The sequence below is a fragment of the Gluconobacter sphaericus NBRC 12467 genome (assembly GCF_006539125.1).
Lineage (GTDB): Bacteria > Pseudomonadota > Alphaproteobacteria > Acetobacterales > Acetobacteraceae > Gluconobacter > Gluconobacter sphaericus.
Genome location: NZ_BJMK01000027.1, coordinates 1 through 24,357 on the forward strand (window position 1 = coordinate 1; position 24,357 = coordinate 24,357).

The following is a 24,357-nucleotide window of genomic DNA, read 5'->3' on the forward strand; positions in this document are numbered from 1 at the left end:
AAGGTACCGAGCCTATGATTTTTCAAACGGGAGATAGAAAGACGGCCACGGCGCTGGCCCTCGTACAAACAACCGGGATGAGCCGCATGAGATAGGCGTGGTGAAAATCCGTCACCAGACCGATGAGCCAGGACAGAGCAAAAATCAGCGGACCGTCCGCGTCGATATAATCGCGATACAGGATATCACCCTTGGCGATAGACAGTCCGCCAAGGATATGACCGGATTCATCACCAAAAAGTGGAGTTTCGAGGCCGAAGAACGTCTTCAGGCTAAAATACAGCACGGCAAGCATCGCGAGAATGGGGCACAATAAGAAAAGCGGCTCATTCTGCGCATGGATGTCGGCATGTTTTTGTCCAGACAAAAGAGCGGGAGAAAAGATCAGGTCTTTCCTCCCGGCTTATGATTATTTGCCCTGTTCGGAAACAAGCCCGCGATGCACTAACATCGGAGTGATGTCCGGATCACGGCCATAGAAGGCACGGAACATTGGGCCGTAATCCATGGTGTGTCCCTTCGAAAGGATCATGTCGCGGAAGCGCTGTCCATTCTCACGTGTTAGACCACCATGCTCCTGGAACCAGGAGAATACGTCCTGGTCCAGCATTTCCGTCCACAGATAAGCGTAATAACCGGCGGAATATCCGTTAGACCAGATATGCAGAAAGTAGCTGGAGCGATAACGCGGCGGAACAGCTGCAACATCCAACCCTGTGCTGTTCAGCGCATCGCTCTCAAACTTGTCCACGTCTTGACGCGGTGCCGTCGCGGGCAGGCTATGCCATTTCATGTCCAGTTCGGATGCGGCGACGATCTCACCCAATGCATAGCCCTGATTGAAGTGTGCAGCTTTGCGGATCTTCTCGACCAGGGCCTTGGGCATCGGAGCGCCGGTCTTGTAGTGCCGCGCGTAATGCGACAGGACCTTGGGATCCAGCGCCCAATTCTCGTTGAACTGCGAGGGGAACTCCACGAAGTCACGCGCCACGCTGGTGCCGGACAGCGACGGATAGGTCTGGTCCGCGAACAGACCATGCAGGGCATGGCCGAATTCGTGGAACATGGTCGTCACATCGTCGGACGTGATGAGTTGCGGCTGGCCGGGGGCCGCTTTGGTGAAGTTGGCGACGTTATAGATGACGGGCTTCGTGCCAAGCAGTTTGGACTGCCCGACAAAGTTGGACATCCAGGCGCCCCCGGATTTGTTGTCCCGCTTGAAGTAATCGAAATACATCAGGCCAAGCGGAGAGCCGTCCTTGTCATGGACTTCAAAAACCATGACATCAGGCTGGTAGACAGGAATATCCGTCCGCTGCTGGAACGTGATCCCGTAAAGCTGGTTAGCAGCGAAAAATACACCATCCGTCAGGACCGTTTTAAGCTCGAAATACGGCTTGATTTCATCCTGATCGAGATTGTACTTCGCACGGCGCACCTGATCGGAATAATGCTCCCAGTCCCAGGGCTTCAGATCGAACTTGCCACCGTCCTTGCGAATAGCCTTCTGAAGGACCTCGGCTTCGCGATTCTGCTCGGCAACAGTAGCCGGGACAAGCTGCTGCATGAAGTTTTCAGCAGCTTCCGGCGTCTTGGCCATCTGATCGTACAGCGTATAGGCAGCAAAATTCGGATACCCGAAGAGTGCAGCTTTCTGCGCACGGAGTTCTGCCAGTTCGGAGATCGTGGCGCGGGTGTCGTTTTCGTCCCCCTTCTCGGCACGGGTCCAGCTCTGCTCGAACAGGGCCTGCCGGGTTTCACGGTCCGTCAGGGAAGTCAAAGCAGGCTGCTGCGTCGTATTCTGAAGGGGAATGACCCATTTTCCGGTCAATCCACGCTCCTGCGCTGCCTTGGCGGCGGAAGCGATTGTGTTGTCATCCAGTCCGTCCAGCGCCTTTTTGCTGTCCACGATCAGGGCACCGTTCTTGGCGCTGGCAATCAGCTTTTGCTCGTACTGCGTCTCAAGGTTGGAGAGCCGTGTATTGATCGCACGCAGCTTCGTCTTGTCTGTTGCCGAAAGCTGGGCACCAGCATGGACAAACTGCTGGTAGTAGATGTCGAGAAGCTGGGCCTGCTCGGGGGTCAGGGTGAGCTTTTCGCGACGATCGTAAAGCGACTTCACGCGAGCGAAGAGCTTCGCGTTCAGATAGACTTCATCTTCATGGGCAGTCAGGCGGGGCGCTTCCTGGCTTTGTACCTTATCCAGCGTGTCATTGGTGTTGGCCTGGTAAACACCGTAGAACGTCATCTGCACACGGTTGAGGGTTTGGCCCGCGCGTTCCATTGCAGCAATGGTATTATCAAAAGTCGGTGCTGCGCGATTGTTGGCGATCGCTTTAATCTCTCGCAAATGCTCGGCCATTCCACGCTCGAAAGCCGGGGCGTAGTCACTGTCCGTGATCTGATCAAAACGGGGGGCCTGATAAGGCAGCGTACTTGCCGAAAAGAACGGGTTTGTGGAAGCAGCATGTGCTTCAGCAGAAAGAGAAAATGCCGAAACCGCAAGAACTGCAGCAAGCCTGAAATTGAAAGCCATGAAATCGCCTGTAATACTCGTGATGATGCCGAACCGTATGGTGTTCAGGAAGGATCGTCAAACGGCTGATCGCGCCACCGCAAGCGTGTGAAAATTGCCAATTTCCGCTTGACGGCATTTTCTCCTTGGTGCGTGCGAAAACTCCTCTCTAGACCGGCAGAGTGTTTTGACACGCCCGCCTTTTCAGGGCGGTTTTTCATAGCCGGAGATGACAATGGATTGGACATCGCTGTTCCAGACAATCCTGCCCTATCTGCCTGCCAAATACGCTGGCGACATTGTTTCAATCATCACATTTTTTATTGCCGCGGCCGCGCTGGCTCTACGCTTCTGGAAGCCGCCGGCCAGCACGTCGAAGCTACTCCCACTGTTCCGGATCGTGAGCATGATCGCGCAGGCAAAGGGCTGGAATACCAGCGCCTACCAGCCAGGAGCAAAAGCCATCATGGTGCCGGTCGGCTCCTCACGTGCGAAAGAGGCCGAAAAACTTGGACTGGACATGGTCTCGACGCACCCAAAGGCCGGTGAAGCGCCCCGTCACGTCAACTGATTTCACCGTCGCTCATTTCACTACCGGGCTAATCATCTGCCCGGAGACAGTTTCATTTTCATGACCCATAGCCGCCCCCTGAGGCGGCTTTTTTTATTTCTGGAGCTTTTGATGCGTAACCGTCTGATCGCCCTGAGCCTTGGCGCTGTTCTTCTTGCCTCCACAAGCGCCTGCACCACGACTGGCAGCACAACCACTTTCAACACTCAAGCCCTGAGCAGTGACGCCGCTGCCATCGCTTATGCGGTTCAGGCCATTGAGAGCATTCCGGATCTGGAAAGTCATCTTTCTGCTACGGATAAAGCGACATTCGATAATCTGATCGCCCAGATCAAAAGCGTGACCGCACAGGTTGCGGCCAACTCCAACGGTTCCATCACGGTTACAACCGGCAGGGACTGGGCCAAGAGCCTCGGCACCGATCTGCAAACCCTGCTGGCCATCGCAACGCCAATCGTAAAGGTCTACTCGCCCTCCACCGCCACTTACATGAGCACGGTGTCCGCGATGATCCCGCTGGTCGAAGCTCTTGCAGGCGTTACGGCAGCCCCTTTTGCTGGCACCACGCAGGCGCCGGAACTGATCCGTGCCCGGATCTATCAGGGCATTTGACGCTCCCTCCGCTTCCTCACCCCAAAGACAGGAGCGGTTCACCTGAACCGCTCCCTAATTTATGTTCCTGCCGGAGTTGTCCATGTCCCGATGCCTTGGCAAACGTGCGCCCAAGCATGATCTGCGAACCTACCGTCTGGCGCCCATACTGGCCGCACACCTTCCCACCATTCCTATGCAGAAGGACTGGTCCGAAGAGGTGCCCTATCAGATGTGGGGCAATGACCGATATGGCTGCTGTGCGTTCGCAGCCCATGCAGCCCTGACGGCGACATGGACCCATGCCGCGCAGGGGCTGGTTCTCCTCTCCACGGATATGGTGCTGAACAACTACGGAGCCGTGACCGGCTTCGATCCGCAGACGGGAGCCCGGGACAACGGGACGGTCCTGCTGGACGAGCTAAACTTCTGGCTGCGTCAGGGTCTGCACCGTCCAGGACAGACTCTGGATTACCTGACGGCTTACGGCACGATCGATCCGCAGGACGGCGACGGTATCCGTCGCAGCATCTGTTATCTGGGGGGCGTTCTCGCAGGGGTTCAGGTGCCACAGGGCTTCATGGATCTTCCACTGGGCGCTACCTGGGACTGGAACGCCATTTCCGATCGCACGCCGGTCGGCGGCCATGCCATTGCCCTCGTGGGCTACAATCCTGAAGGGATTTTCTTCAACACCTGGGGCACGCGCACATTCATGCCGTGGGACACCTTCACGAAGATTGCTGATGAAGCCTATGGCCTGCTGTCGCGCCAGAACTGGATCGGCATTCCCGGCACATCGCCAACCGGAGAAGACTTCGAAGTCCTTCTGACTGAAGTGAGAGGCGTATGAAAGGCAGATTTTCCTCCGGATGCCCTGTTCTGGCCCTGCTGACAGTTGCCCTTCTCGGAGGCTGTGCGACGGGATCTCCGTCCCCTGTCACGATCAGTGAGGCTATTGCTGGCATCCAGATGGATCTGACGAAAACGGGCGTAGTCAGTACCTCACATATGCAGGACTGGACAGTCGAACAAAAGACAGGGTTTGACCGGAACGTTCGTGCCTTGCAATGCAACCAGCATGTTGCCGACCCGGTTGTCGCCATGATTTCCGGTCCGGTTACGCTATCACTGTCGGGAAGCTTTACGTCCTCGGGCAGCTTCTCAGTCAGCAGTTCCGGCACGCTGCCCGTTTTCGGCCTTCAGGCTGACGCTAACCGCACAAAAACCCAGACAATTAACCTTCCGGTCCAGTTCGTGCCGCTTTCCGCACTACCGGATGCTGAAATGGCTCGGGAAGTCGGTTATGCCGGCAATCTCCTGTCGCAGAGCGATACCGTACGTCGGGCCGAAGGGGAAAGGATCAGAACCAGTCGCGATGCCCTGACACAGCATATTCTGGAACTGATCGCCCTCTATCCCGGATCCTGTCCGAAAGATCCGGCTCACCCCTTCGTCGGTATCCGGCACGTTCCTTGAAACGCAGCTGCGAAAAACAACTAAACTGGCGCGGAAAGGCCGAGCGCCCTTCCCGCTGCAGTGGCAATGTCATGTCTCAGCCGCACGACACTATGCCCCCCTGAAGGATGGACCCGGTTTGTCAGGATCAGCACATAGCTGTCGCTGTCAGGGTCGATCCAAAGAGACGTACCGGTAAAGCCAGTATGCCCGAAGGAACGGCGGGAAAACACGTCTCCCCTCGGGGAAGAATAATGGGTATCGATGTCCCAGCCCAGTCCCCGCAGCTCCGTTTTTCCCGCCGGCTGCTGCGGCGTAGTCATAAGGATGAGCGTCTCCCGTCGTAGGGGGAAGCGGCTCGGACGTCCTTTCAGACGATCCAGAAGGGCCTGTGCATAAAGCGTCATGTCCCGCGCATCCGAGAACAGTCCGGCATGGCCGGCCACCCCCCCCATTCTCCGCGCTGTCGGATCATGCACCACGCCGCGCAGCATGTTGCCCTGCTCGTCATACTGTGTCGGAGCGATGATAGGACGCAGGCTGTCCGCCGGAAGATAGCCGGATTCCGTCATACCCAACGGTTCAAGAATATTAATCCGGGCATACTGATCGAGCGGCATCCCGCTCAGCTTTTCGACCAGAAGCCCCAGCATAATGTAATTGATGTCACTATAAACGAACTTCTCGCCCGGTGGATTGGCGAGCGGAGACGTCATGGCCCGCCTGACCCCCTCAGCCTTACCGGTCCAGGGATCATTCAGGGGAAGGTCCGGCGGCAGACCGGAATAATGGGTCATGAGCAGGCGAACCGAAATGTCACCCTTTCCATTGGATGCAAATTCCGGGAAATACTGACTTACGTGGTCATCAAGCTGCAACTTCTTCTGCTCAACCAGTTGCATGACCGAAGGCGCCGTCATGGTCGGTTTGGTGAGGGACGCCATGTCAAAGCGCGTCTCCCAATCCAGAGGTTCGGACACCGGAGCCAGTGCCCGTTTTCCATAGACGAACCGATGCACGATCTTTTCATCATGACCGATCGCGACCACGGCGCCCGGAGCTTCACCGCTTCTGATGGCATCCCGGACGAGAACGTCCACTGCATCGAACGAAGAGCCCGGTCGCGCGCATGCGGTCATCTGGCTGACACAGGTCGCAGCCCCCCCAAGCAGGACATGGCGCCGCTTCAGAAAAGCGTGCCTTTTTGTGGCGAGCGTCTCCGGCATGTTCCGTCTCTCTCTTCTGCCCTGATCCTTTACGGAAAAGAGTAGCTGCTTTTTACGATCACGCAACAGAATGCCTGATCGCGTTCGACCCGTTAATACGTGCGGCGGAGCACGTAAATCGGGCGCTGCTTCGTCTCCATATAAATACGGCCGATATATTCCCCCAGCATGCCGATACTAATAATCTGCACACTACTAAAAAAAATAATCGCAACGAACAGAGACGTATAACCCGGAACGGGATTGCCCCAGATGATCGTCCGCAACATGATAAAAAGCGCATAAAACATGGAGAGCAGCGCACCTGCTGTTCCCAGATAGGTCCACAGCCGAATAGGAGCGGAGGAAAAGCTGGTGAAACCTTCCAGAGCGAAATTCCACAGGGAATAGCCAGAGAATTTCGTCATACCCGCCGCACGGGGCTTCCGGACGTAATCGATACTGACCGTCCGAAACCCAACCCAGGCGAACAGACCTTTCATGAATCGCTGACGCTCAGGCAACCTTTTGAGCGCCTCGACCACGCATCGGTCCATCAGGCGGAAATCCCCCACATTTTCTGGAATTCGGATATGGGCAAGGCGATTATGCAGCGCATAGAACCAAGACGCCGTCTTGCGCTTGAACAGACTGTCACTGGACCGGTCGATCCGTTTACCCAGCACGACCTCCGCCCCGTCCCGCCAGGCCTGAACCATTTTCGGGATGATCTCGGGCGGATCCTGAAGATCGGCGTCGATGATGATGACCGCATCCCCCGTCGCCGCATCGAGACCAGCCGTCAGCGCGGCTTCCTTGCCGAAATTGCGCGACAGTTCAAGGACCTTGAACCGCCGGTCCACTTCGCAAAATCCGTTCAACTTCCGTAGGGTACCGTCGCTGCTACCATCATCGACGCAGACAATTTCCCAATCCGTGTCCGCAATCCCGTCAAGGACCGGCAGGATACTCCGCACGAAATGGCCGATAGCGGCTTCTTCGTTCCAGAACGGGACAATCAGGGAAAGCTGGCGGGCCATAGAGGGTTTTCAGGTTCCAAATCGTGACAGAATGATCATAACAGAAATATTCTCGTAACAGTCAGCCCTCCCAGCACGAAAAGAACAGCGTTCTTCGGGTACAGTCGATGCGTGTCAGAACCTTTCATGAGCATTGATCTTTTGCCTGTAGCCGATAAGGTGCCACGTCAGGACGGTGATCGAATTTCCATTCCGTTCTGTCTTTTGCAGAATCAGGGGATGTCAGGACCGGAAATGCAGAGTCCATGACCGATCAGACCACGACAGGGCCATCAGCCGCACAGCCCGCAGACAGAATGCCGCAGTGGCATCTACAGGGTGAGCAGACCGCACCGGTCATGGTTCTGAGCGGTAGCTGGCAGGCGCGGGCCGGCAATATCCCCGTTTTCCCGAAAGACGGGCTGAAAAAAGCGCCCGGCGCCCATCTATCCTTCCAGACATCCAATCTCCAGGTCTGGGATACCGGACTTGTGGCGTTCCTCTGGGATCTCAAGCGCGTTGCCCATGACGCCGGCATCAGTCTGGATATGCAGACACTACCCGGCCCGATGCGCCAGCTTCTCGAACTGTTGCCCGAAGTCCCCGACGAGCCCGTCCATCACAAGACCGCCCGCACCCCTTTTCTGGAAACAGTCGGCAATCACGCTATCGCATCAATGACGGAAGTTGGCGTCGTCTCCGAACTGGGCGCGCTGACAGCAAAGGGTGCCGTCCTCACGCTCCTCGGTCGCAGCCGGATGCGTATGATCGATCTGCTGGCCAATACGGCTGATGCCGGCCCGTACGCTCTGCTCATCGTGGGTATCGTCAACTTTCTGATCGGTGCGATCCTGGCATTCGTGGGCGCTGTCGAGCTTCAGAAATTCGCCGCCGGCATCTATGTGGCCAGTCTGGTCGGGATTGCCATGGTGCGTGAGATGGCCGCTGTTATGACAGCCATCATTATGGCCGGTCGGACGGGTGGCGCCTATGCCGCACGGATTTCCACCATGCAGGGCAATGAGGAAATTGACGCCCTGAACGTTTTCGGCATCCCGACTTCAACCTATCTGATCCTGCCAGCCGTCCTTTCCCTCATCATCACGATGCCGTTCCTTTACCTATACGGATGCCTGATTGGCATGCTGGGCGGCTTCGTCGTGGCCATCTCGATGCTGGACATCACGGCGGCGGGATATTTCCATCAGACGGTCACAGCGTTCGGGATCGGCCAGTTCGTCTTCGGTTTCACCAAGAGCCTTGTCTTCGGGGCCTTCATCGGTTTGACGAGCTGCCGGATCGGCCTGAAGGCCGGGCGGTCAGCCGCGGATGTCGGCATTGCCGCCACACGGGCCGTCGTGGTGGGGATCGTGGGCGTTATTGCGATCGACGCGATCTTCGCCGTCATCGCCGATGTTCTGGGGATCTGAGACATGCCTGACCAGACCGTCCTGTCCCTGCGCGATATCACGCTCTCCTTCGGCCCCAAGATCATCCAGAAAAACATCTCGCTCGACGTACGCAAGGGAAGCATCTTCGCCGTCATGGGCGGCTCGGGCTGCGGCAAGAGCACGCTTCTCAAGAGCATGATCGGCCTGCTGCGTCCGTCCGCCGGCGAATATCACGTCGGAGATGAGAATTACTGGGCCGGAGACGAAGCCCACCGCGCAGAGCTGAACCATCGCTTCGGCGTGCTGTTCCAGAGTGGCGCGCTCTGGAGTTCCATGACGATCGGCGAGAATATCGCCCTGCCGCTTCAGATGTTCACTGATCTGAAACCCGCCGTGATCCGCAGGCTGGTGGAACTGAAGCTCGGCTTCGTCGGCATGTTGCAGGCAATCGATCTTTACCCCTCCGAAATCAGCGGCGGAATGCGCAAGCGCGCCGGTCTGGCCCGCGCCCTTGCGCTTGATCCGGACATTCTGTTTTTCGACGAACCTTCCGCAGGCCTCGATCCGATCACATCCGCGCGACTGGACGATCTGATCCTGAACCTGCGCGATGGACTTGGAGCAACGATCATCATCGTCAGCCATGAGCTGCCGAGCCTGTTCCACATCGCCGATGACGGTATTTTCCTGGATCCCAGGACAAAAACCCCGATCGCCCATGGCTCGCCCCGCGATTTGCGGGACAACTGTACGGACCCACAAGTGCATGCCTTCATGCACCGTGAACGCGACGAAGAAGGAAACACATGATGAACAGGCAGGCTCTTGTCGGTGCTTTTGTCCTTGGAGGGACAGGCCTGCTCGTCGCAGCGTTCGTCCTGTTCGGCAATTTTCATCCTTTCAGCCGGACGGAAAAAGCCGTTCTGGTGTTCCACGGTGCCTCTTCAGGACTGACTGTTGGCTCTCCCGTCACATTCCGGGGCGTACAGGTTGGCGCGGTGGACCGTGTCGTCATCGAATATAATCCCGCCACCAAAGACGCTTATATCCCCGTCTTCGTCACGATGCGTCCAGACAACATCATCCTGGCGAACAACAGCCATCATCGCCCTAGCATGGCAGATCTCATCCAGCAGGGCTTGCGCGGCGAGATGAACCTCAAGAGCTTCGTCACCGGCACGTCTGAAATTGATCTGGATTTCGCCCCCTCGATCCCGGCCGTGCTGCATCCCGATATTGCCCGCATCACCGAAATCCCAACCAGGCAGTCCACCATCGCGGCCATGACACAGAGCCTTCAGGACCTGCCCCTAAAGCAGATCGGCGAGAACGCCGATGCGACCCTGGTATCAGTCCGGAAGCTTTCAAACCAGCTCGACAAAGACCTGCCAGCACTCGTGCAGAGCATTCGTGACACCTCCGATCACAGTCGGGACATGATCGATGCTGCCCGCAAGACGGTGACGGACCTCGACCCTGTTCTGACGCGGACACTACTCAGTGTAGACAAGCTGGCCAACGAGGGTACGACCCAGCTCAATGCGCGCGGTCATGAACTCCATGCCGTCCTGCAGAACAGCAACGACGCCGTCCAACAGGCTTCAAAGAGTCTGGCCAATCTGGAGAGCATGACGTCCCCACGCTCTGCCGACCGGGCTAATCTCGAAGCAAGCTTGCGGGATATCGCCGCCGCCGCGTCTGCCCTGCGCGGTTTTGCAACAGACGTGGAGCGTAATCCGCAGCTCCTCCTCACGGGACGCCGGCCATGAGCAGACAGTTCCGCCGCCCTCTGTTCCTTCCGGAGACCAAACCCGTGACACGGCTCATAACCCGATCTGCATCTCTTCTGGCCCTCGCCCTGATGTCAGGCTGCGCCGCACCTCCCGTCCAGTTCTACACGCTCGGCGCACCTGCCATTACGCAGAACACCGCTACCCTTCCCGCTTCAGCGCCTGTCCTAAGCGTGTCGCATGTCACACTTCCGGATTATATCGACAGTCAGGATATCCTCATACGCCACGGCGACCAGCTTGACCGCAGTCCCAACGGGCGCTGGGGAAGCCGTCTGTCCCAAGGAGTGACCGACCTTCTTGCCGCCCATCTAGGGCAGGACTGGCCAGGTTATGCCGTAACCACGCAGCCTTTGGCAGAAACGCCGGCCTTGCGTCTTGCAGTTAATATCAGCAGGCTGGATCTCAACAGCAGCGGTCAGGGTGCCCTGACGGCCGACTGGGCACTGATCCCCTCGGATGAACACCTGCCCGTCCAGCGCAACCGTGCCTCCTTCACCTCACAGGGCTCTGTGACGACCGACAGCGGCAAGGTTGCCCTGACCCGGACCCTCGTCGAGCAGCTCGCTGCCCGGATCGCCAGCACGAGCCCGCATCCCTGAACAGCAACCCCTTTCGCTCAGGCGACGAAGACCCTATTTTCCGTGATCCTGCGCCCTGAGGCTGCAAGTTCGCGGAGCGCCTGATTGAAAACCGTGCCCATTCTCCTGACCGTTCTGGCGGTCGGCTTTCCGGTGTCTCATATTCCCGGGACAGCGCGGGCAGCCGATACGCGCGATACGCTTTCGATTGGTCTGGCGATCGAACCACCGGGCCTGGATCCGACGCGTGGCTCCAGCGAAGCTATCGGGATGGTGACGTACGGCAACATCTACGAAGGTCTGATGCGGCTGGACGAACAGGGTGCCCTCAAACCCCTTCTGGCACAGGAGTGGCATATCTCGCCGGACGGCCTGATTTATGATTTCACGCTACATGACGGCGTGCATTTCCACGACAGCACGCTCCTGACCTGCGACAGTGTAAAGTTTTCCCTGCTGCGGGCCGGTACGACGGACAGCACCAACCCACACAGGACCGTTTTTAGCCAGATCGCCAACATCTCATGCCCGGACAGCTTGCATGTCAGCATCCGGCTTCAGCATCCTTACGGCAGTTTTCTTTACCAGCTCGCCTGGAACGACGCCGCCATTCTTTCACCGACGTCTGTGACGCAGAACATAAGCCATCCCATCGGCACAGGTCCGTTCGTGTTCGGTGAATGGCGGCGCGGGGACCACCTGACCCTGACCCGCAATCCGGATTACTGGGGCGCCAGACCTACCCTGCAATCGGTGACGTTCCGCTTCATGCCCGACCCGCTGTCCGCCAGTAACGCGCTGCTGGCCGGAGAACTGGATGCCTATCCGTCTTTCCCGTCCCGGGAAATCCTGAGCCGCTTTGCTGGAAATACGCAGTTGCAGGTCGTCCGGGGTAGTTTTCCCTTCAAGGCCATTCTCGCCCTCAACAACGCCCAGCGTCCGTTCAGTGATTTCCGCGTCCGGCAGGCCATCGCACAGGCCATTGACCGCAAGGCTCTGATTCAGGCCGTGGCCGACGGAGACGGAACGCTCCTGCAATCTCACATGGCACCGGACGATCCCGATTACGCCGCCCTACCAGACCGCTATCCCTATGATCCGGACCACGCCCGCGCCCTGCTGAAAGAGGCCGGCGTCGCACCCGGCACGCATCTGACCCTGACTTTCCCGCCCATCGGCTATGCACGCGACAGCAGTGAGCTCATCGCCGCCTATCTGGAACAGGTCGGGCTGATCGTGACACTTCAGCCCGTGGAATGGCCGACATGGCTGGGTCAGGTGTATGGGCAGGGCCAGTTCGACATGACCGTCATCGCCCATACCGAGCCCCATGACATCGCGATCTATGACCGCACGCCGGTCTATTTCCACTACCACAGCCCGGTTTTTCATGGGCTCGTCGAGCAGTACGAAGCGACGGCAGACAAGGTCCGGCGGCATCAGCTTTCCGCACAGATGCAGGAACAGCTCGCACAGGACGAGCCCAATGTTTTCCTGTTCGCGATCCCCCGCGAAACCGTCATGAACCGGCGTCTTAAAGGACTGTGGACCAACCAGCCCATCGCGGGCTGCCCGGTTGCCGGTGTTTCCTGGGCACCATGACGGGCATGGCTGTTTTCCGCATCCCACTGGAACGGCTGCTTCTTCTTGTTGTCGCAAGCCTCGTCATTTTCGCGGCCATGAACCTTCTGCCCGGCGACCCCGCAGCGGTCATGCTCGGACTGGACGCAAGCCCCGAGAGTCTCGCGGCCCTGCACCAAAAACTCGGGCTAGAATCATCCCCGCCCGCGCGATACCTACACTGGATCAGCGCATTCATTCGCGGGGATCTGGGCCGGAGTTACATCTACGACGTTCCCGTCCGCAGCCTGATCGGCGAACGCCTGCAGAGCAGTCTGCCCCTGATCCTGCTGGCCATGCTACTGTCTCTGGGGACAGGTATCACACTCGGCGTGATGGCAGCCGCAAAGCGCGGAACACTGCTTGATACGAGCCTGATGGGCTTCCTCCAGCTTTTCAAATCCATCCCGGATTTCTTGCTGGCGATGATGATGACGTTCCTGTTTTCCCTGACCCTGCACTGGCTACCCTCCAGCGGCTTTCCCGGCTGGCATGACGGTATCCTCCCGGCACTCAGGGCCCTCACCCTTCCCGCCATCGCTCTCGCCATCCCGCAGGCCGCCATAACGGCGCGTTTCATGCGCTCGTCCCTGATCGAGACCCTGTCGCAGGATTTTATCTGCACGGCCCGCGCACAGGGCTACAGCAGGCGCGGCGTTCTGTGGCACATCGCAGTGCCTAACGCACTAATCCCTGTCCTGACGCTGACCGGGATCCAGCTTCCAGTTCTCGTGACGGGAACGATCATCGTCGAAAGCGTCTTCAGCCTGCCTGGTTGTGGAAAGCTCCTGCTGGAAGCCGTCAACCAACGCGACATTCCCGTCGTGCAGAACCTCGTCATGCTGATCGTCGCGTCTGTAATTGTCCTTAATATCGTGATGACGATCCTCATTCGCTGGTTTGATCCGCGCCTTGAGACAGACCTGTCATGACAGCCCGTTCCAACCGGACGCTCCGGGTGGGGAGTATTCTGCTCGGAATTGTCCTCCTCCCCGCGACCGTCATAACCCTGTTCAATGGCGGTCACGCACCGCCCATCGACGTCCTACACCGTTATGCTCCGCCGTCCCCGCTGCATCCGCTCGGCACCGATCCTTTCGGTCGCGACCTCATGGTCCATGTTCTGACCGGAGCCTTCAACAGCGTGACGATCGCCGCGATCTCCGTCTGCCTCGCCACGATTGTGGGAACGGCACTCGGACTGATCGCGGCAGCCAGACCCGCCAGAACCATCATGGGACTGGCCGATCTGGGTCTGGCCTTCCCACCCGTCCTGATCGCAGCCCTTTTCGTCACCGCTCTTGGTGCCTCCGCCACGGGTGAAACCCTCGCCATTGCCCTGTTCGGCCTCCCGGCCCAGATCCGCATCACCCGGCAGGCTGCCCGCTCCATCCTCATTCAGGACTATATCGCCGCCTCCCGACTGGCCGGACGCGGCCCGTTTTACATCATGCGCCGACATGTCCTGCCCAATATCCTGCCGCTCCTGACGATTCAGGCGACATCCTCACTGGCCCTCGCAATCCTGTCCGATGCCGGGCTGTCCTATCTTGGTCTCGGCGCCCCTCCGCCACGACCGGATCTGGGACGTGCCCTGGCGTCGTATCAGATCCATATCTTCGATCACCCACTGCTGGTCGCCATTCCGGGAATAACGATCATATTTCTCGTGCTAGGCTTCAATATGTTCGGGGATGGCCTACGGGATGCGCTGGACGCAGCCTACGAGGAGCACACCCTGTGAGGTCCCTGCTCCATGTTCTAAATCTGAGCGTCCAAAGCCCGAACCGCCCGATCCTGCATGACGTATCGTTCACGCTTGAATCAGGACAGGTCCTCGCCATTACCGGGGAGTCCGGTTCAGGCAAATCCACTCTCGCACTGAGCCTGACGGGGCTGCTGCCCCCCGGCTTTCAGACTAACGGTAGCATTCGACTAGAAAAGACAGAGCTTTCCACACTTTCCGAACGAGACTGGTGCCAGATCAGGGGCAAAAGACTAGGCATGGTCTTTCAGGAGCCCATGACGGCCCTGAACCCCACACGCCGTATCGGAACACAAATCGGGGATACATTCCGCCTTCACACGACGCTCTCCCGTCGCGAGATCGACACGGAAACACGCACGCTTATGGAACAGGTCGGTCTGTCTGAAGCCGACGTGAGCAAACGCGCCTATCCGCATCAGCTTTCCGGTGGCCAGAGACAGCGCGTCCTGCTGGCAATGGCGCTGGCCTGCCAGCCCGAACTCCTGATCGCGGACGAGTTCAGCACTGCACTTGATGCCCGGACCCAAGCAGCCATGATGGCGCTCGTGACCCGCCGTTGTGAGACGCAGGGCATGGCCGTTCTCATGATCTCCCATGACCTCGGGCTAGTGCGCCGGCATGCCGATCATGTTCTGGTCATGAAAGACGGCGCCTGCGTGGAACAGGGCACAACAGCATCAGTATTTAACGCCCCACGCCATCCCTATACGCAGGCCCTACTGACCATGTCCCTGCACGGCGCAGCCCGCACGCCACTTACGCCCCTGCCCGTCTTTACGGCGCCGTTATGATCCCGATTTTTCAGGCCCGAAATGTGACGTATGGGAGGACAAGCCGGCAGGGTTTCTCCTTCACACGACACAAACCCTCTCCCATTCTGAAAAATATCAGCTTTGATCTGCAGGCAAGCCAGACACTCGGGATCATCGGAGCCTCGGGAAGTGGAAAATCCACCCTGTGCCGTATCCTCAGCGGCCTGATCGCCCCGGATGAAGGGCAGATCCTGTATCAGGGGCAGGATTTCGCGACCGCGTCAGAAACCGTGCGCAAGAAAATCCGCCCTACAATCCAGATGATCTTTCAGGACCCGGCTGGCGCGCTCGACCCACGTCAGACAGTCGGTGATATCGTGGGGGAAGCGCTGGGTCCCGTCCCGGATCGGGACGCACGCATCCGCACAGCCCTCCAGAACGTCGGCCTTTCCTCCGATATCACCAGCCGCTACCCAAGAGCCTTTTCCGGCGGCCAGAAGCAGCGGATCGCCATCGCCCGCGCCCTGATCACACGTCCTGCCGTCATCATCGCCGATGAAGCCATCTCGGCGCTGGATGTCTCCACACAGGCCATCGTCCTGAACCTGCTACTCGATCTTCAGAAGCGACATGGGCTGTCATATGTTTTCGTCAGTCACGATCTGGCTGTCATCCGCCATCTGTCGCACCATGTCGCCGTTCTGGATCAGGGCCGGATCGTGGAATCTGGCCCGGCGTCGGATATTCTGAATACGCCCAGTCAGCCCGCCACAAAGGCGCTTCTTGAAAACACCTACTAACCCGCGAGGCGTCATGACGAGTCTGAACCTTCTCACCGACATTCCCGGCATCCGCGTCGGTCATAGTCAGGATCTGACCCTGCGCACGGGCGTGACAGCGGTCCTGTTCGATCGCCCCGTCATCGCTTCCGGCAGTTTCCCGGGCGGTGCACCGGCCCTGCGGGAAACCGCTCTGCTGGAACCGGAAAACATGGTCGGACATATCCATGCGATCGTCCTGTCCGGCGGCTCGACCTATGGGCTGGATGCGACAACCGGCGTTCAGGCGTGGCTGCGCGAGCAGTTCGGCAGCATACCTCTGCCGCCGGGAACCATCCGCGTACCCATCGTGGTGCAAGCCAGTCTTTACGACCTTCCTGCGGGCGGACAGACGACATGGGAGCGCTATTCGCCCTATGCCGAAATGGGGCATCAGGCCGCGACCAGCGCCCAAAGCGGAGCTTTCGCTCTGGGCACGGCTGGCGCAGGAACAGGCGCGACAACCGTCACTCTGCGCGGAGGGCTGGGTTCGGTAAGCACGATCACACCCGCCGGGCACCGCGTGGCTGCACTGGTCGCCGTCAACGCCGTCGGAACCGCCACGATCGGCGACGGGCCGCATTTCTGGAGCGCGCCTTTCGAGCAGAGGGACGAGTTCGGCGGTCTGGGCATGCCCGCGCATCTGAGCGCAGAGGATTTACGCCTGCGCTCCAAATGGGCCTCCGTAACCGGCACCACGATCGGCCTTATCGCCACGGACGCCACCCTCACCAAAACACAGGCCAAACGCCTCTCCATTCTGGCGCAGGACGGCGTGGCGCGCGGTGTGTTTCCAGCCCATCTACCTCTGGACGGGGACGCCATGATCGGAGTCTCGACCTGCGAAAAACCAGCTCCCCTTGGTCAGGAATGGACCGAAATCCTTCATGCCGCCACGCAGGTCACGGCCCGCGCCATCGCTCGGGGCGTGTATGAGGCGTCCCCCCTTCCCGGCGGCGCCGCACTCCCGACATGGCACGAACGTTTCGGATCAAAAGATACGCCATAAAAGTGATCTGATCCTCATTTCATATATTTTACTCATAATCGTATATGATTATAGAACTCAGACTGAGTGTCGTGTCCGAGGCTGAGACCATGTCAACTTTTGTGCCGTCCTATCCTGTCCGTTCCTCCCTTCGTCAGGCCATCGCCGCAGACATGCGCAGGCCCGAAGCAGAGTGCATCCTTCCCCTGATCGAACAGGCCACACTGACCGAAACGGAACAGCAGAACACGTTTGACGTCGCCCGCCATCTGACCCGCTCCCTACGCGCGCAGCGCCGTCCGGGCGGCGTTGAGGCGCTCGTGCAGGAATTCTCGCTGTCCTCCGCCGAGGGCGTTTCCCTGATGTGTCTGGCCGAAGCACTCCTGCGTATTCCCGATGCCGCGACCCGGGACGCTCTGATCCGCGACCGGATCGGCACGGGGGACTGGCTGTCCCATGTCGGCGGTAAAAAATCCGTTTTCGTGAATGCGGCCTCCTGGGGGCTGATGCTGACGGGCAAGCTGACCAACGACACGGATGAAGGTCTCACCGCCGCGCTGTTCCGCCTCGTCGGACGTGGCGGGCAGCCGCTGGTCCGTCGCGCACTCGACATCGCCATGCGCATGATGGGCGAGCAGTTTGTTATCGGCGAAACCATCGAGGAAGCCCGCAAGGTCAGCACAGAGCCTGAAGACCGCGGCTTCAAATATTCCTACGACATGCTCGGCGAAGCGGCGATGACGGAAGCCGACGCCCTGCGCTACCGACGCGACTACGAGCGCGCAATCGACGTGATCGGTCAGACTGCACGCGGTGCGAATGTGTATGAAAAGGCCGGGATTTCCATCAAGCTCTCGGCCCTGCACCCGCGCTATGTCTTCGCCCAGCGCGAGCGCGTTCTGAAGGAACTTGGCCAGACGCTGAAGGACCTCGTTATTCAGGCCCGCCGCTATGACATCGGCATCAATATCGACGCCGAAGAAAGCGAGCGTCTGGACCTGTCGCTCGACCTGATCGAAGACCTATGTCACTGCCCGGAACTGGACGGCTGGAACGGCATCGGGATCGTTGTGCAGGCTTACGGGCGCCGCGCGCCGAAGGCTCTGGACTATCTGATCGATCTCGGCCGCCGCAGCGGACACCGCCTCATGATCCGTTTGGTGAAGGGCGCGTACTGGGACAGTGAAATCAAGAAGGCGCAGGTCGAAGGCCAGACGGATTTCCCGGTCTACACACGCAAATGCTACACGGACGTCAGCTATATCGCCTGCGCAAAGAAGCTTCTCGCTGCCCGCGATGTGGTATTTCCTCAGTTCGCGACCCATAACGCCCGTACGCTGGCCACGATCTACACGCTGGCTGGCCTGAATTTCCAGATCGGCGACTACGAGTTCCAGTGCCTGCACGGCATGGGCGAGACGCTCTACAACGAAGTCGTCGGTCCGCAGAAGCTCAACCGCCCGTGCCGTATCTATGCCCCCGTCGGCTCGCATGAGACGCTGCTGGCCTATCTGGTGCGGCGTCTGCTTGAAAACGGCGCCAATTCGTCCTTCGTCAACCAGATTGGCGACGAGAGCCTGCCCATCGAGACCCTGATCGCGGATCCGGTCGCGCTCGCGAAAGCCGTCCAGTCACCAGGCGCTTCGCATCCGGCTATTGCCCCGCCGAAAGACCTGTTCGCGCCCAAACGAACCAACTCCCGCGGACTGGACCTGACCGACGAACATACCGTCACGGACCTGGCCGAAGCCGTCTGCGCCTCCGGGGAACGAACGCTGGAAGACCTGTCCTGCTCGGGTGAAACGCAGGAAATCCGCAATCCGTCCAACCGTTCGGATAGGATCGGCAGTGTCCGTTTCGGAACCGAAGAGGATGTCCGCAAGGCCATTGATGCCGCCGAAAGCGAAGGCGCAGCATGGGCGGCTCTTTCCGCCGACGCACGGAGCACAAAGCTCGATCGCGCAGCGGATCTTCTGGAAGCACATCAGAGCGAACTGTTGGCCCTTCTAGTCCGCGAAGCTGGAAAATCTTATGCCAATGCGCTCTCCGAAGTTCGCGAAGCCGTTGATTTCCTGCGTTATTACGCCGTTCAGGCCCGCGAAACGGCCCAGGCCGGTAGCAGTACGCCGCTTGGCGTCGTCGCCTGTATCAGCCCATGGAACTTCCCGCTTGCGATTTTCCTTGGACAGATTTCGGTCGCACTGGCGGCTGGCAACACGGTTGTCGCAAAACCGGCTGAGGAAACACCCTTCATCGCCCTGCGCGCCGTCGCCCTTCTGCGCGAAGCAGGTGTTCCAGAAAACGCCCTCCGGCTGGTGCCGGGTGCTGGCGAGACCGGCGCGGCCCTCGTGGCCGATCCACGAATTGCTGGCGTGATGTTCACCGGCTCCACCGCCGTGGCCGGCCTGATCGCCAGTGCTCTGGCCGGGCGGACCGGCACGGACGGGCAGCCCGTTCCGTTCGTGGCCGAGACCGGTGGCCAGAACGCCATGATCGTGGACAGTTCCGCCCTGACCGAACAGGTGGTCACGGATGTTCTGGTCTCGGCTTTCGACAGTGCGGGCCAGCGCTGTTCCGCCCTGCGCGTCCTGTGCGTGCAGGAAGATTGCGCAGATCGCGTCCTGACCATGCTCCGTGGTGCCGTGGAAGAACTGCGTGTCGGCAATCCGGCGGAGCTGCACACGGATGTTGGCCCGGTCATTTCGGCTGAAGCCCAGTCCAGCATCCAGACCTATATCGATGCATCCCGTGCGCAGAACCGCACCGTCTGGTCTCTTCCCCTTCCGGACACGGCATCGAACGGCACATTCATTGCCCCGACGATTATCGAGATCAACAGTCTGGCGGACCTCAAGGACGAAGTCTTCGGTCCGGTCCTGCATGTCCTGCGCTTTGAGGCCAGCGGCTTCGAGGCCCTGATCAACGTGATCAACCAGTCCGGATATGGCCTGACCTTCGGCCTGCACACAAGAATCGAAAGCCGCATGGCGCATGTCACCTCGCGCATCGAGGCAGGGAACCTCTATGTCAACCGCAACATGGTCGGAGCGGTTGTAGGTAGCCAGCCATTCGGCGGCGAAAAGCTGTCGGGCACGGGGCCGAAAGCCGGTGGCCCGCTGATCCTTCGTCGCCTCATGAGCAGCGTCCCGGACCATACGAACTGGGAAAACCAGGAACTACCAGAGCCCGCACGGCTCTTCCTGTCCTGGTTGATGCAGACAAGTTTCTCGCTCTATCAGACGATCGTGGACGCCATGCAACATGGCCTGTGCGGCACTACGCGCGAACTGCCCGGCCCGGTCGGCGAGACCAACCTGTACCAACTTCTCCCCCGTGGGGCCGTCCTATGCGTGGCTAGCGACCGGGAAACCATGCTTCGCGCCGTGGGTCTTGCTCTCAGCGGTGGAAACACGGCTTTCGTTCAGGGGCCCAACGTAGCTGCGGACTGGGTCTCCAACCTCCCTGATACGCTTGCGCTGCATATTCGCCGCACGCAGGGCGGGCGTGTTGCAGGATGTCGGACGATCCTTGCGTCTCCGGAAGAAAAGCAGATGGCGCAACAGGCCTGCACGGCTCTGTCGCGTTCAGGTATGATTGTGCAGCTTTACATACTTGACGCGAAAAGCCCGATCCGGCCTGAATGGGTACTTCAGGAAAAGGTCGTCAGCACCAACACAACGGCCGCTGGCGGTAATGCCAGCCTGATGACCATCGGATAACGGTCCTGTCCAGCATGGCCGTTCGCGCCGGCCATGCTAAGACGACTGCCCCAACTGACGGACGACCCCATGCGCGCTGCCGAGCCGAACTTTACACCTGTTGATACGAAAAGCGGCTCGGCATCGCTTGAAATCGCGGACGCCCTGCGCCGTGCCATCACGGACGGCATCCTGACCGATGGCCAGCCGATGCGACAGTCGGAGCTTGCCCGCAACTTCGGCGTCTCGACCATCCCCGTCCGCGAAGCCCTCAAACAGCTTGAAGCAGAGGGTCTGATCGCCTTCCTGCCTCATCGTGGCGCCGTGGTCACCGGACTGAGCGAAACAGATATCCTGGAATATTCAGACATCCGCGCCTCGCTGGAAAGCATGGCGGCCGGACTGGCGATGACCTCTCTCACCCGTGTCGGTCTGGCCCGGATCGAGGATGCTTACGAGGCGTTTGTCTGCGGAACAGGCGGAGCTACCGGCATGGAACAGTCCGGACGTCTGAACTGGGAGTTTCACGGCGCCATCTATGCCGCGGCACAGCGTCCGAGGCTGTACGGCATGATCCACGATCTACATTCGCGCCTCGACCGCTATATCCGTGCCCATCTGGAACTGCCGGGACGGAAAGCCGCGACCGACGTCGAACATTTTCAGATCCTTCAGGCCTGCCGCGCCCGCGATGGTGAGGAACTCGGACGCCTGACGAAACAGCATATTCTCGAAGCCGCTTCCCTGTCGCTGGACGTCATTCGCGACCGGGCAGCCTCCTGAACTTCACTGCGCCGGATTGACCGAAACCATCGTCGCGGGTCCCCGTTCGTCATACCAGCGATTCAGCGGGCCATTCGCATGGAAAAACCCCGGAATACTGTCGAGAATATGAGCACTCTGTTCTAGACACGACACCAGACGGACACGGTATAGCCCTGCTGCGCCGAAGGCTTCATCCGCGCCAATCATTCTCGCAGCTGCCATAAGAGACGCAGCCGTCCCAACAGGGTCCCGCCGCAGGGTCCTGAAAGACGCAAGCGCCACCTCCAGACCCTCCCGTTCGTGAACACTCAACCCAGCCGGTTCTATGGCCTGCCGCAAACGAATCAGCAGACGCCCGAGGGACAGGGCAGCAAAAGCGCCATCCACATACCCCTGGCGGTCGATCGGAGATGCCACCAGTGACAAACGCATCAGCAGGATCGACACTTTCTGGATCTGCGTCCCTTCCCACACCATCCAGGATGGCACGCGCGCAGCAGGGCGTGCCGAGAGGCTCTGAAGACTGCGACCAAGCGAAATGACGAGCCGCGAAGCATAAAGCCGCTGATCGGCCGGCATAATCACCCGGAACACTAGGACCAGCAGCGCACAGCCCATCAGAATGGCTAGCCAGGTGTTGATGAGCGTGATGTCGTCAGGAACCATGCTGTTCGTTATCATCAGCTGCATGGCCAGAAAAACCGTGTAACCAAAGGCCCCCACGCCGTAGCGCGGATGGAACTGGAGCCACACGCCCGGCAGCATGCAGGCACAAACCGACAGCCAGAGCATTGGATAACCATCCACGCGGGGAAGTGCTGCGATATGGCACAGCCAACAGGCCGGAACCGACAGTGCCGTTCCGATCGCCATCGGCAGGCTGGCCCGTGCCGCCGATGGTGCGGTGGACAGCAGGCTCGAGGCTGCCACAACATACATGATCATCATCGGCCCGGTCGGGAAATAGGTGATGTACCAGATCATACAGGCCAGAAAGGCGATCAACATTCCCCGCAGACCGTTATAAATCGCTGACATCCATTCCAGATAAGGCAGCACCCGAACGCGGACATCCGGACCACGAGGGCTGGACAGATCCAGGACCGTCTCGCGAAGCTGAAGAAGAATATCACGAACATTATCGACGGACGCCTGAAGTGCAGGCGATGTCGCCACCCCCTCCAGAACCTCAAGTCGCCCGAGCGACTCTTCCAGACAGCCCAGTACGCCCTGCGGCCGCTCGATCCATCCAGCGGTTTCCGTCAGGGCGAGGAGCCGGGTTAGCGTGTCGCGAATTTCGCGGTGAACAGGCGTCGAGAGCGGGTTTGCTACCCCCAGATTGCGCCAGTACGGATGATAGGATGCCACAAGCCCCGTCATATGACTGACGGCGAGCCGGTACCCCCGCACCCCGGCATGAATATCGGGATTGTCCGTCGCGGCGTATTCTACGGCCGTTCCGAGGCGCGCCAGCTGCCCCAAAAGACGCTGCCGTCCGTCATAAATTGTCTGCGGAAGGCTTCTGAAAGCCCGTTCAGTCCCCACAGTTTCCGAGCCCGAAGCCTCCTGCCCTCCGGAGCGGTTCATCAGTCCTTCATGAAACACCAGGGCATGACGGATCGTTTCGCGGAACGCCTCCGAAAGCGCGTCGATCGTACCCTGACGTCGACGCGGAGATGTCACCATGAACACCGCCGCCGTCACCACGATTCCAAGTGCTACGTCCGACACGCGCATCATGGCGGACATGAAGATATTTTCGGGATGCGCAAACGCGGGGACGGCCACGATGATGATCGTGTAGCCTGCCAGAACCGCCGCATAGGCCCTAAAATAACGCAGGCAGGTCGCCGTCATGCAGGCCAGTCCCACAAAGACCGAAAGCACCATGAAATACAGGACAGCGGACTGTACAAACATGGCCATGACAGCCGTGCTAAGCGCCGCGCCGATCACCGTCCCGGTCATGCGCCAGACACTTTTGGAGACTAGTGCGCCTACAGTCGGGTTCGCGACGATCAGGACGGTCGTGACCGTACTCATCGGCGATTCCAGTTGGATCATGAAGGCGAGAAAGAGCGCAATTCCGATGGACAGGAAAACCTTGCTCGTAAAAGCCGCCGTGGAGACGAAATTCCGCCAACGCACGCTGTTGCTATCGAAAGGAAGAAGCTGGCGAAAAAGATTGCGCATGAAAGGCCCGGGAAATCAGGGGAAAGAAAAACCGGAGAGGGAAAATTTCCCTTCCATCGTGCCAAGTTGGCTGCGAATCATCGCCACAGCATCCGAAGGCAGGCCCTCCGTCAGACGGGCTTCCAGATCCGCTGCGATGCGGTGGAACTGACGGCACCGCTCGCACCCGGCCTCCGTAAGAACCAGAAGGTTGGAGCGACGGTCCTGCGGATCGGGTTTCCGCGAGATCAACCCTTCCCGCCCCAGATGGTCCAGAACCCGCACGAGCGCCGAACTGTCCACACCCATGACGGACGCCAGATCGCTCTGCTTCATCCCATTTCCCATCACCATCAGGTACGCCATGGGCCGCATGGTCGCGAGTGTCATGCCTTCGGGCCGCAGGAGACGGTCCAGCTGCGCCCGCCACAGGCTCGACAGTCGCAGGACATGAAAGGTCAGCCCCATGTCATGAAAACTGCTGTCCCGAAGAATGGACGAATTGTAGTGGACAGCCATTTCTGCTGACACCTCATCTATTGACATAGCAATAGATTATATGACACCATCACAATTGAAAACAGATCCTGTTGACATTTTCGTCAGGAGGTTCAGTTTTTGATCCAAATCACCGGCCGACTGTCCTTCATGCAAT

22 protein-coding genes are annotated in these 24,357 nt (G+C 59.3%); 16 read left to right on the top strand and 6 right to left on the bottom strand.

Translation table 11 applies throughout. The features are described 5' to 3' along the window. Positions 1-22: 22 nt before the first annotated feature. Positions 23-313 carry a hypothetical protein gene (locus GSP01_RS11800; RefSeq protein ID WP_141353787.1) on the bottom strand — a complete coding sequence of 97 codons (291 nt, stop codon included), beginning with the start codon at positions 311-313 and terminating at the stop codon, positions 23-25. 96 nt (positions 314-409) lie between these two features. Further along, complete coding sequence (locus GSP01_RS11805; protein ID WP_141353789.1) at positions 410-2,536, bottom strand: M3 family metallopeptidase; 2,127 nt, start codon at positions 2,534-2,536, stop codon at positions 410-412. A gap of 214 nt (positions 2,537-2,750) precedes the next feature. Here GSP01_RS11805 and GSP01_RS11810 point away from each other — a divergent pair, with 214 nt between their 5' ends. The 4 genes from GSP01_RS11810 to GSP01_RS11825 all read left to right on the top strand — a co-directional run bounded on the left by GSP01_RS11810 (position 2,751) and on the right by GSP01_RS11825 (position 5,156). Next, positions 2,751-3,086, top strand: coding sequence for a hypothetical protein (locus GSP01_RS11810; RefSeq protein WP_141353791.1), 336 nt, complete (start codon positions 2,751-2,753; stop codon positions 3,084-3,086). 111 nt (positions 3,087-3,197) lie between these two features. Beyond that, entirely contained in the window at positions 3,198-3,698 is a 501-nt protein-coding gene (locus tag GSP01_RS11815; protein ID WP_141353793.1) for a hypothetical protein, read from the top strand. Positions 3,699-3,780: 82 nt separating this feature from the next. Further along, positions 3,781-4,530 (top strand): C1 family peptidase, encoded by a 750-nt coding sequence (locus tag GSP01_RS11820; RefSeq protein ID WP_141353795.1) that lies wholly within the window; start codon positions 3,781-3,783, stop codon positions 4,528-4,530. Beyond that, positions 4,527-5,156: a hypothetical protein gene (locus GSP01_RS11825; protein ID WP_141353797.1), complete on the top strand. Its 630-nt coding sequence runs from the start codon at positions 4,527-4,529 to the stop codon at positions 5,154-5,156. Before GSP01_RS11820 ends, GSP01_RS11825 begins: the two co-directional genes overlap by 4 nt. A 20-nt stretch (positions 5,157-5,176) precedes the next feature. On the opposite strand, the gene GSP01_RS11830 is transcribed toward GSP01_RS11825, so the two are convergent. Both GSP01_RS11830 and GSP01_RS11835 read right to left on the bottom strand, forming a co-directional pair. After that, complete coding sequence (locus tag GSP01_RS11830; RefSeq protein WP_141353799.1) at positions 5,177-6,361, bottom strand: serine hydrolase domain-containing protein; 1,185 nt, start codon at positions 6,359-6,361, stop codon at positions 5,177-5,179. 92 nt (positions 6,362-6,453) lie between these two features. Further along, complete coding sequence (locus GSP01_RS11835; protein ID WP_141353801.1) at positions 6,454-7,380, bottom strand: glycosyltransferase family 2 protein; 927 nt, start codon at positions 7,378-7,380, stop codon at positions 6,454-6,456. 245 nt (positions 7,381-7,625) lie between these two features. Between GSP01_RS11835 and GSP01_RS11840 the strand changes: the two genes are divergently transcribed. The 12 genes from GSP01_RS11840 to GSP01_RS11895 all read left to right on the top strand — a co-directional run bounded on the left by GSP01_RS11840 (position 7,626) and on the right by GSP01_RS11895 (position 21,548). Next, positions 7,626-8,789: an MlaE family ABC transporter permease gene (locus GSP01_RS11840; RefSeq protein ID WP_141353802.1), complete on the top strand. Its 1,164-nt coding sequence runs from the start codon at positions 7,626-7,628 to the stop codon at positions 8,787-8,789. A 3-nt stretch (positions 8,790-8,792) separates the two neighbouring features. Then, a complete protein-coding gene (locus tag GSP01_RS11845; protein WP_141353804.1) occupies positions 8,793-9,560 on the top strand; it encodes an ABC transporter ATP-binding protein in 768 nt (255 codons plus the stop codon). Next, positions 9,560-10,519 (top strand): MlaD family protein, encoded by a 960-nt coding sequence (locus tag GSP01_RS11850; protein ID WP_141353824.1) that lies wholly within the window; start codon positions 9,560-9,562, stop codon positions 10,517-10,519. Before GSP01_RS11845 ends, GSP01_RS11850 begins: the two co-directional genes overlap by 1 nt. Then, a complete protein-coding gene (locus GSP01_RS11855) occupies positions 10,516-11,142 on the top strand; it encodes a PqiC family protein (RefSeq protein WP_228123988.1) in 627 nt (208 codons plus the stop codon). Before GSP01_RS11850 ends, GSP01_RS11855 begins: the two co-directional genes overlap by 4 nt. A 93-nt stretch (positions 11,143-11,235) precedes the next feature. Beyond that, the gene (locus GSP01_RS11860) at positions 11,236-12,723 is read left to right on the top strand and encodes an ABC transporter substrate-binding protein (RefSeq protein WP_255320900.1); all 1,488 of its coding nucleotides are present in this window, start codon (positions 11,236-11,238) and stop codon (positions 12,721-12,723) included. A gap of 5 nt (positions 12,724-12,728) precedes the next feature. After that, a complete protein-coding gene (locus GSP01_RS11865) occupies positions 12,729-13,673 on the top strand; it encodes an ABC transporter permease (protein WP_228123990.1) in 945 nt (314 codons plus the stop codon). After that, on the top strand, positions 13,670-14,485 hold the full coding sequence (locus GSP01_RS11870; protein WP_141353808.1) for an ABC transporter permease: 816 nt from the start codon (positions 13,670-13,672) through the stop codon (positions 14,483-14,485). Before GSP01_RS11865 ends, GSP01_RS11870 begins: the two co-directional genes overlap by 4 nt. Continuing rightward, positions 14,482-15,300, top strand: coding sequence for an ATP-binding cassette domain-containing protein (locus GSP01_RS11875; protein ID WP_141353810.1), 819 nt, complete (start codon positions 14,482-14,484; stop codon positions 15,298-15,300). The genes GSP01_RS11870 and GSP01_RS11875 overlap by 4 nt, the downstream gene beginning before the upstream one ends. Then, positions 15,297-16,061, top strand: coding sequence for an ABC transporter ATP-binding protein (locus GSP01_RS11880; protein WP_141353812.1), 765 nt, complete (start codon positions 15,297-15,299; stop codon positions 16,059-16,061). The genes GSP01_RS11875 and GSP01_RS11880 overlap by 4 nt, the downstream gene beginning before the upstream one ends. Before the next feature lie 13 nt (positions 16,062-16,074). Next, positions 16,075-17,088: a P1 family peptidase gene (locus tag GSP01_RS11885; protein WP_141353814.1), complete on the top strand. Its 1,014-nt coding sequence runs from the start codon at positions 16,075-16,077 to the stop codon at positions 17,086-17,088. Positions 17,089-17,177: 89 nt separating this feature from the next. After that, complete coding sequence (gene putA / locus GSP01_RS11890; RefSeq protein ID WP_141353816.1) at positions 17,178-20,786, top strand: bifunctional proline dehydrogenase/L-glutamate gamma-semialdehyde dehydrogenase PutA; 3,609 nt, start codon at positions 17,178-17,180, stop codon at positions 20,784-20,786. Positions 20,787-20,855: 69 nt separating this feature from the next. Continuing rightward, positions 20,856-21,548, top strand: coding sequence for a GntR family transcriptional regulator (locus GSP01_RS11895; protein WP_141353818.1), 693 nt, complete (start codon positions 20,856-20,858; stop codon positions 21,546-21,548). Between the two features lie 3 nt (positions 21,549-21,551). On the opposite strand, the gene GSP01_RS11900 is transcribed toward GSP01_RS11895, so the two are convergent. Together GSP01_RS11900 and GSP01_RS11905 are read right to left on the bottom strand one after the other, a co-directional pair. Further along, positions 21,552-23,723, bottom strand: coding sequence for an FUSC family protein (locus GSP01_RS11900; protein ID WP_141353820.1), 2,172 nt, complete (start codon positions 23,721-23,723; stop codon positions 21,552-21,554). A 15-nt stretch (positions 23,724-23,738) separates the two neighbouring features. After that, a complete protein-coding gene (locus GSP01_RS11905; RefSeq protein ID WP_141353822.1) occupies positions 23,739-24,221 on the bottom strand; it encodes a MarR family winged helix-turn-helix transcriptional regulator in 483 nt (160 codons plus the stop codon). Positions 24,222-24,357 lie beyond the last annotated feature (136 nt).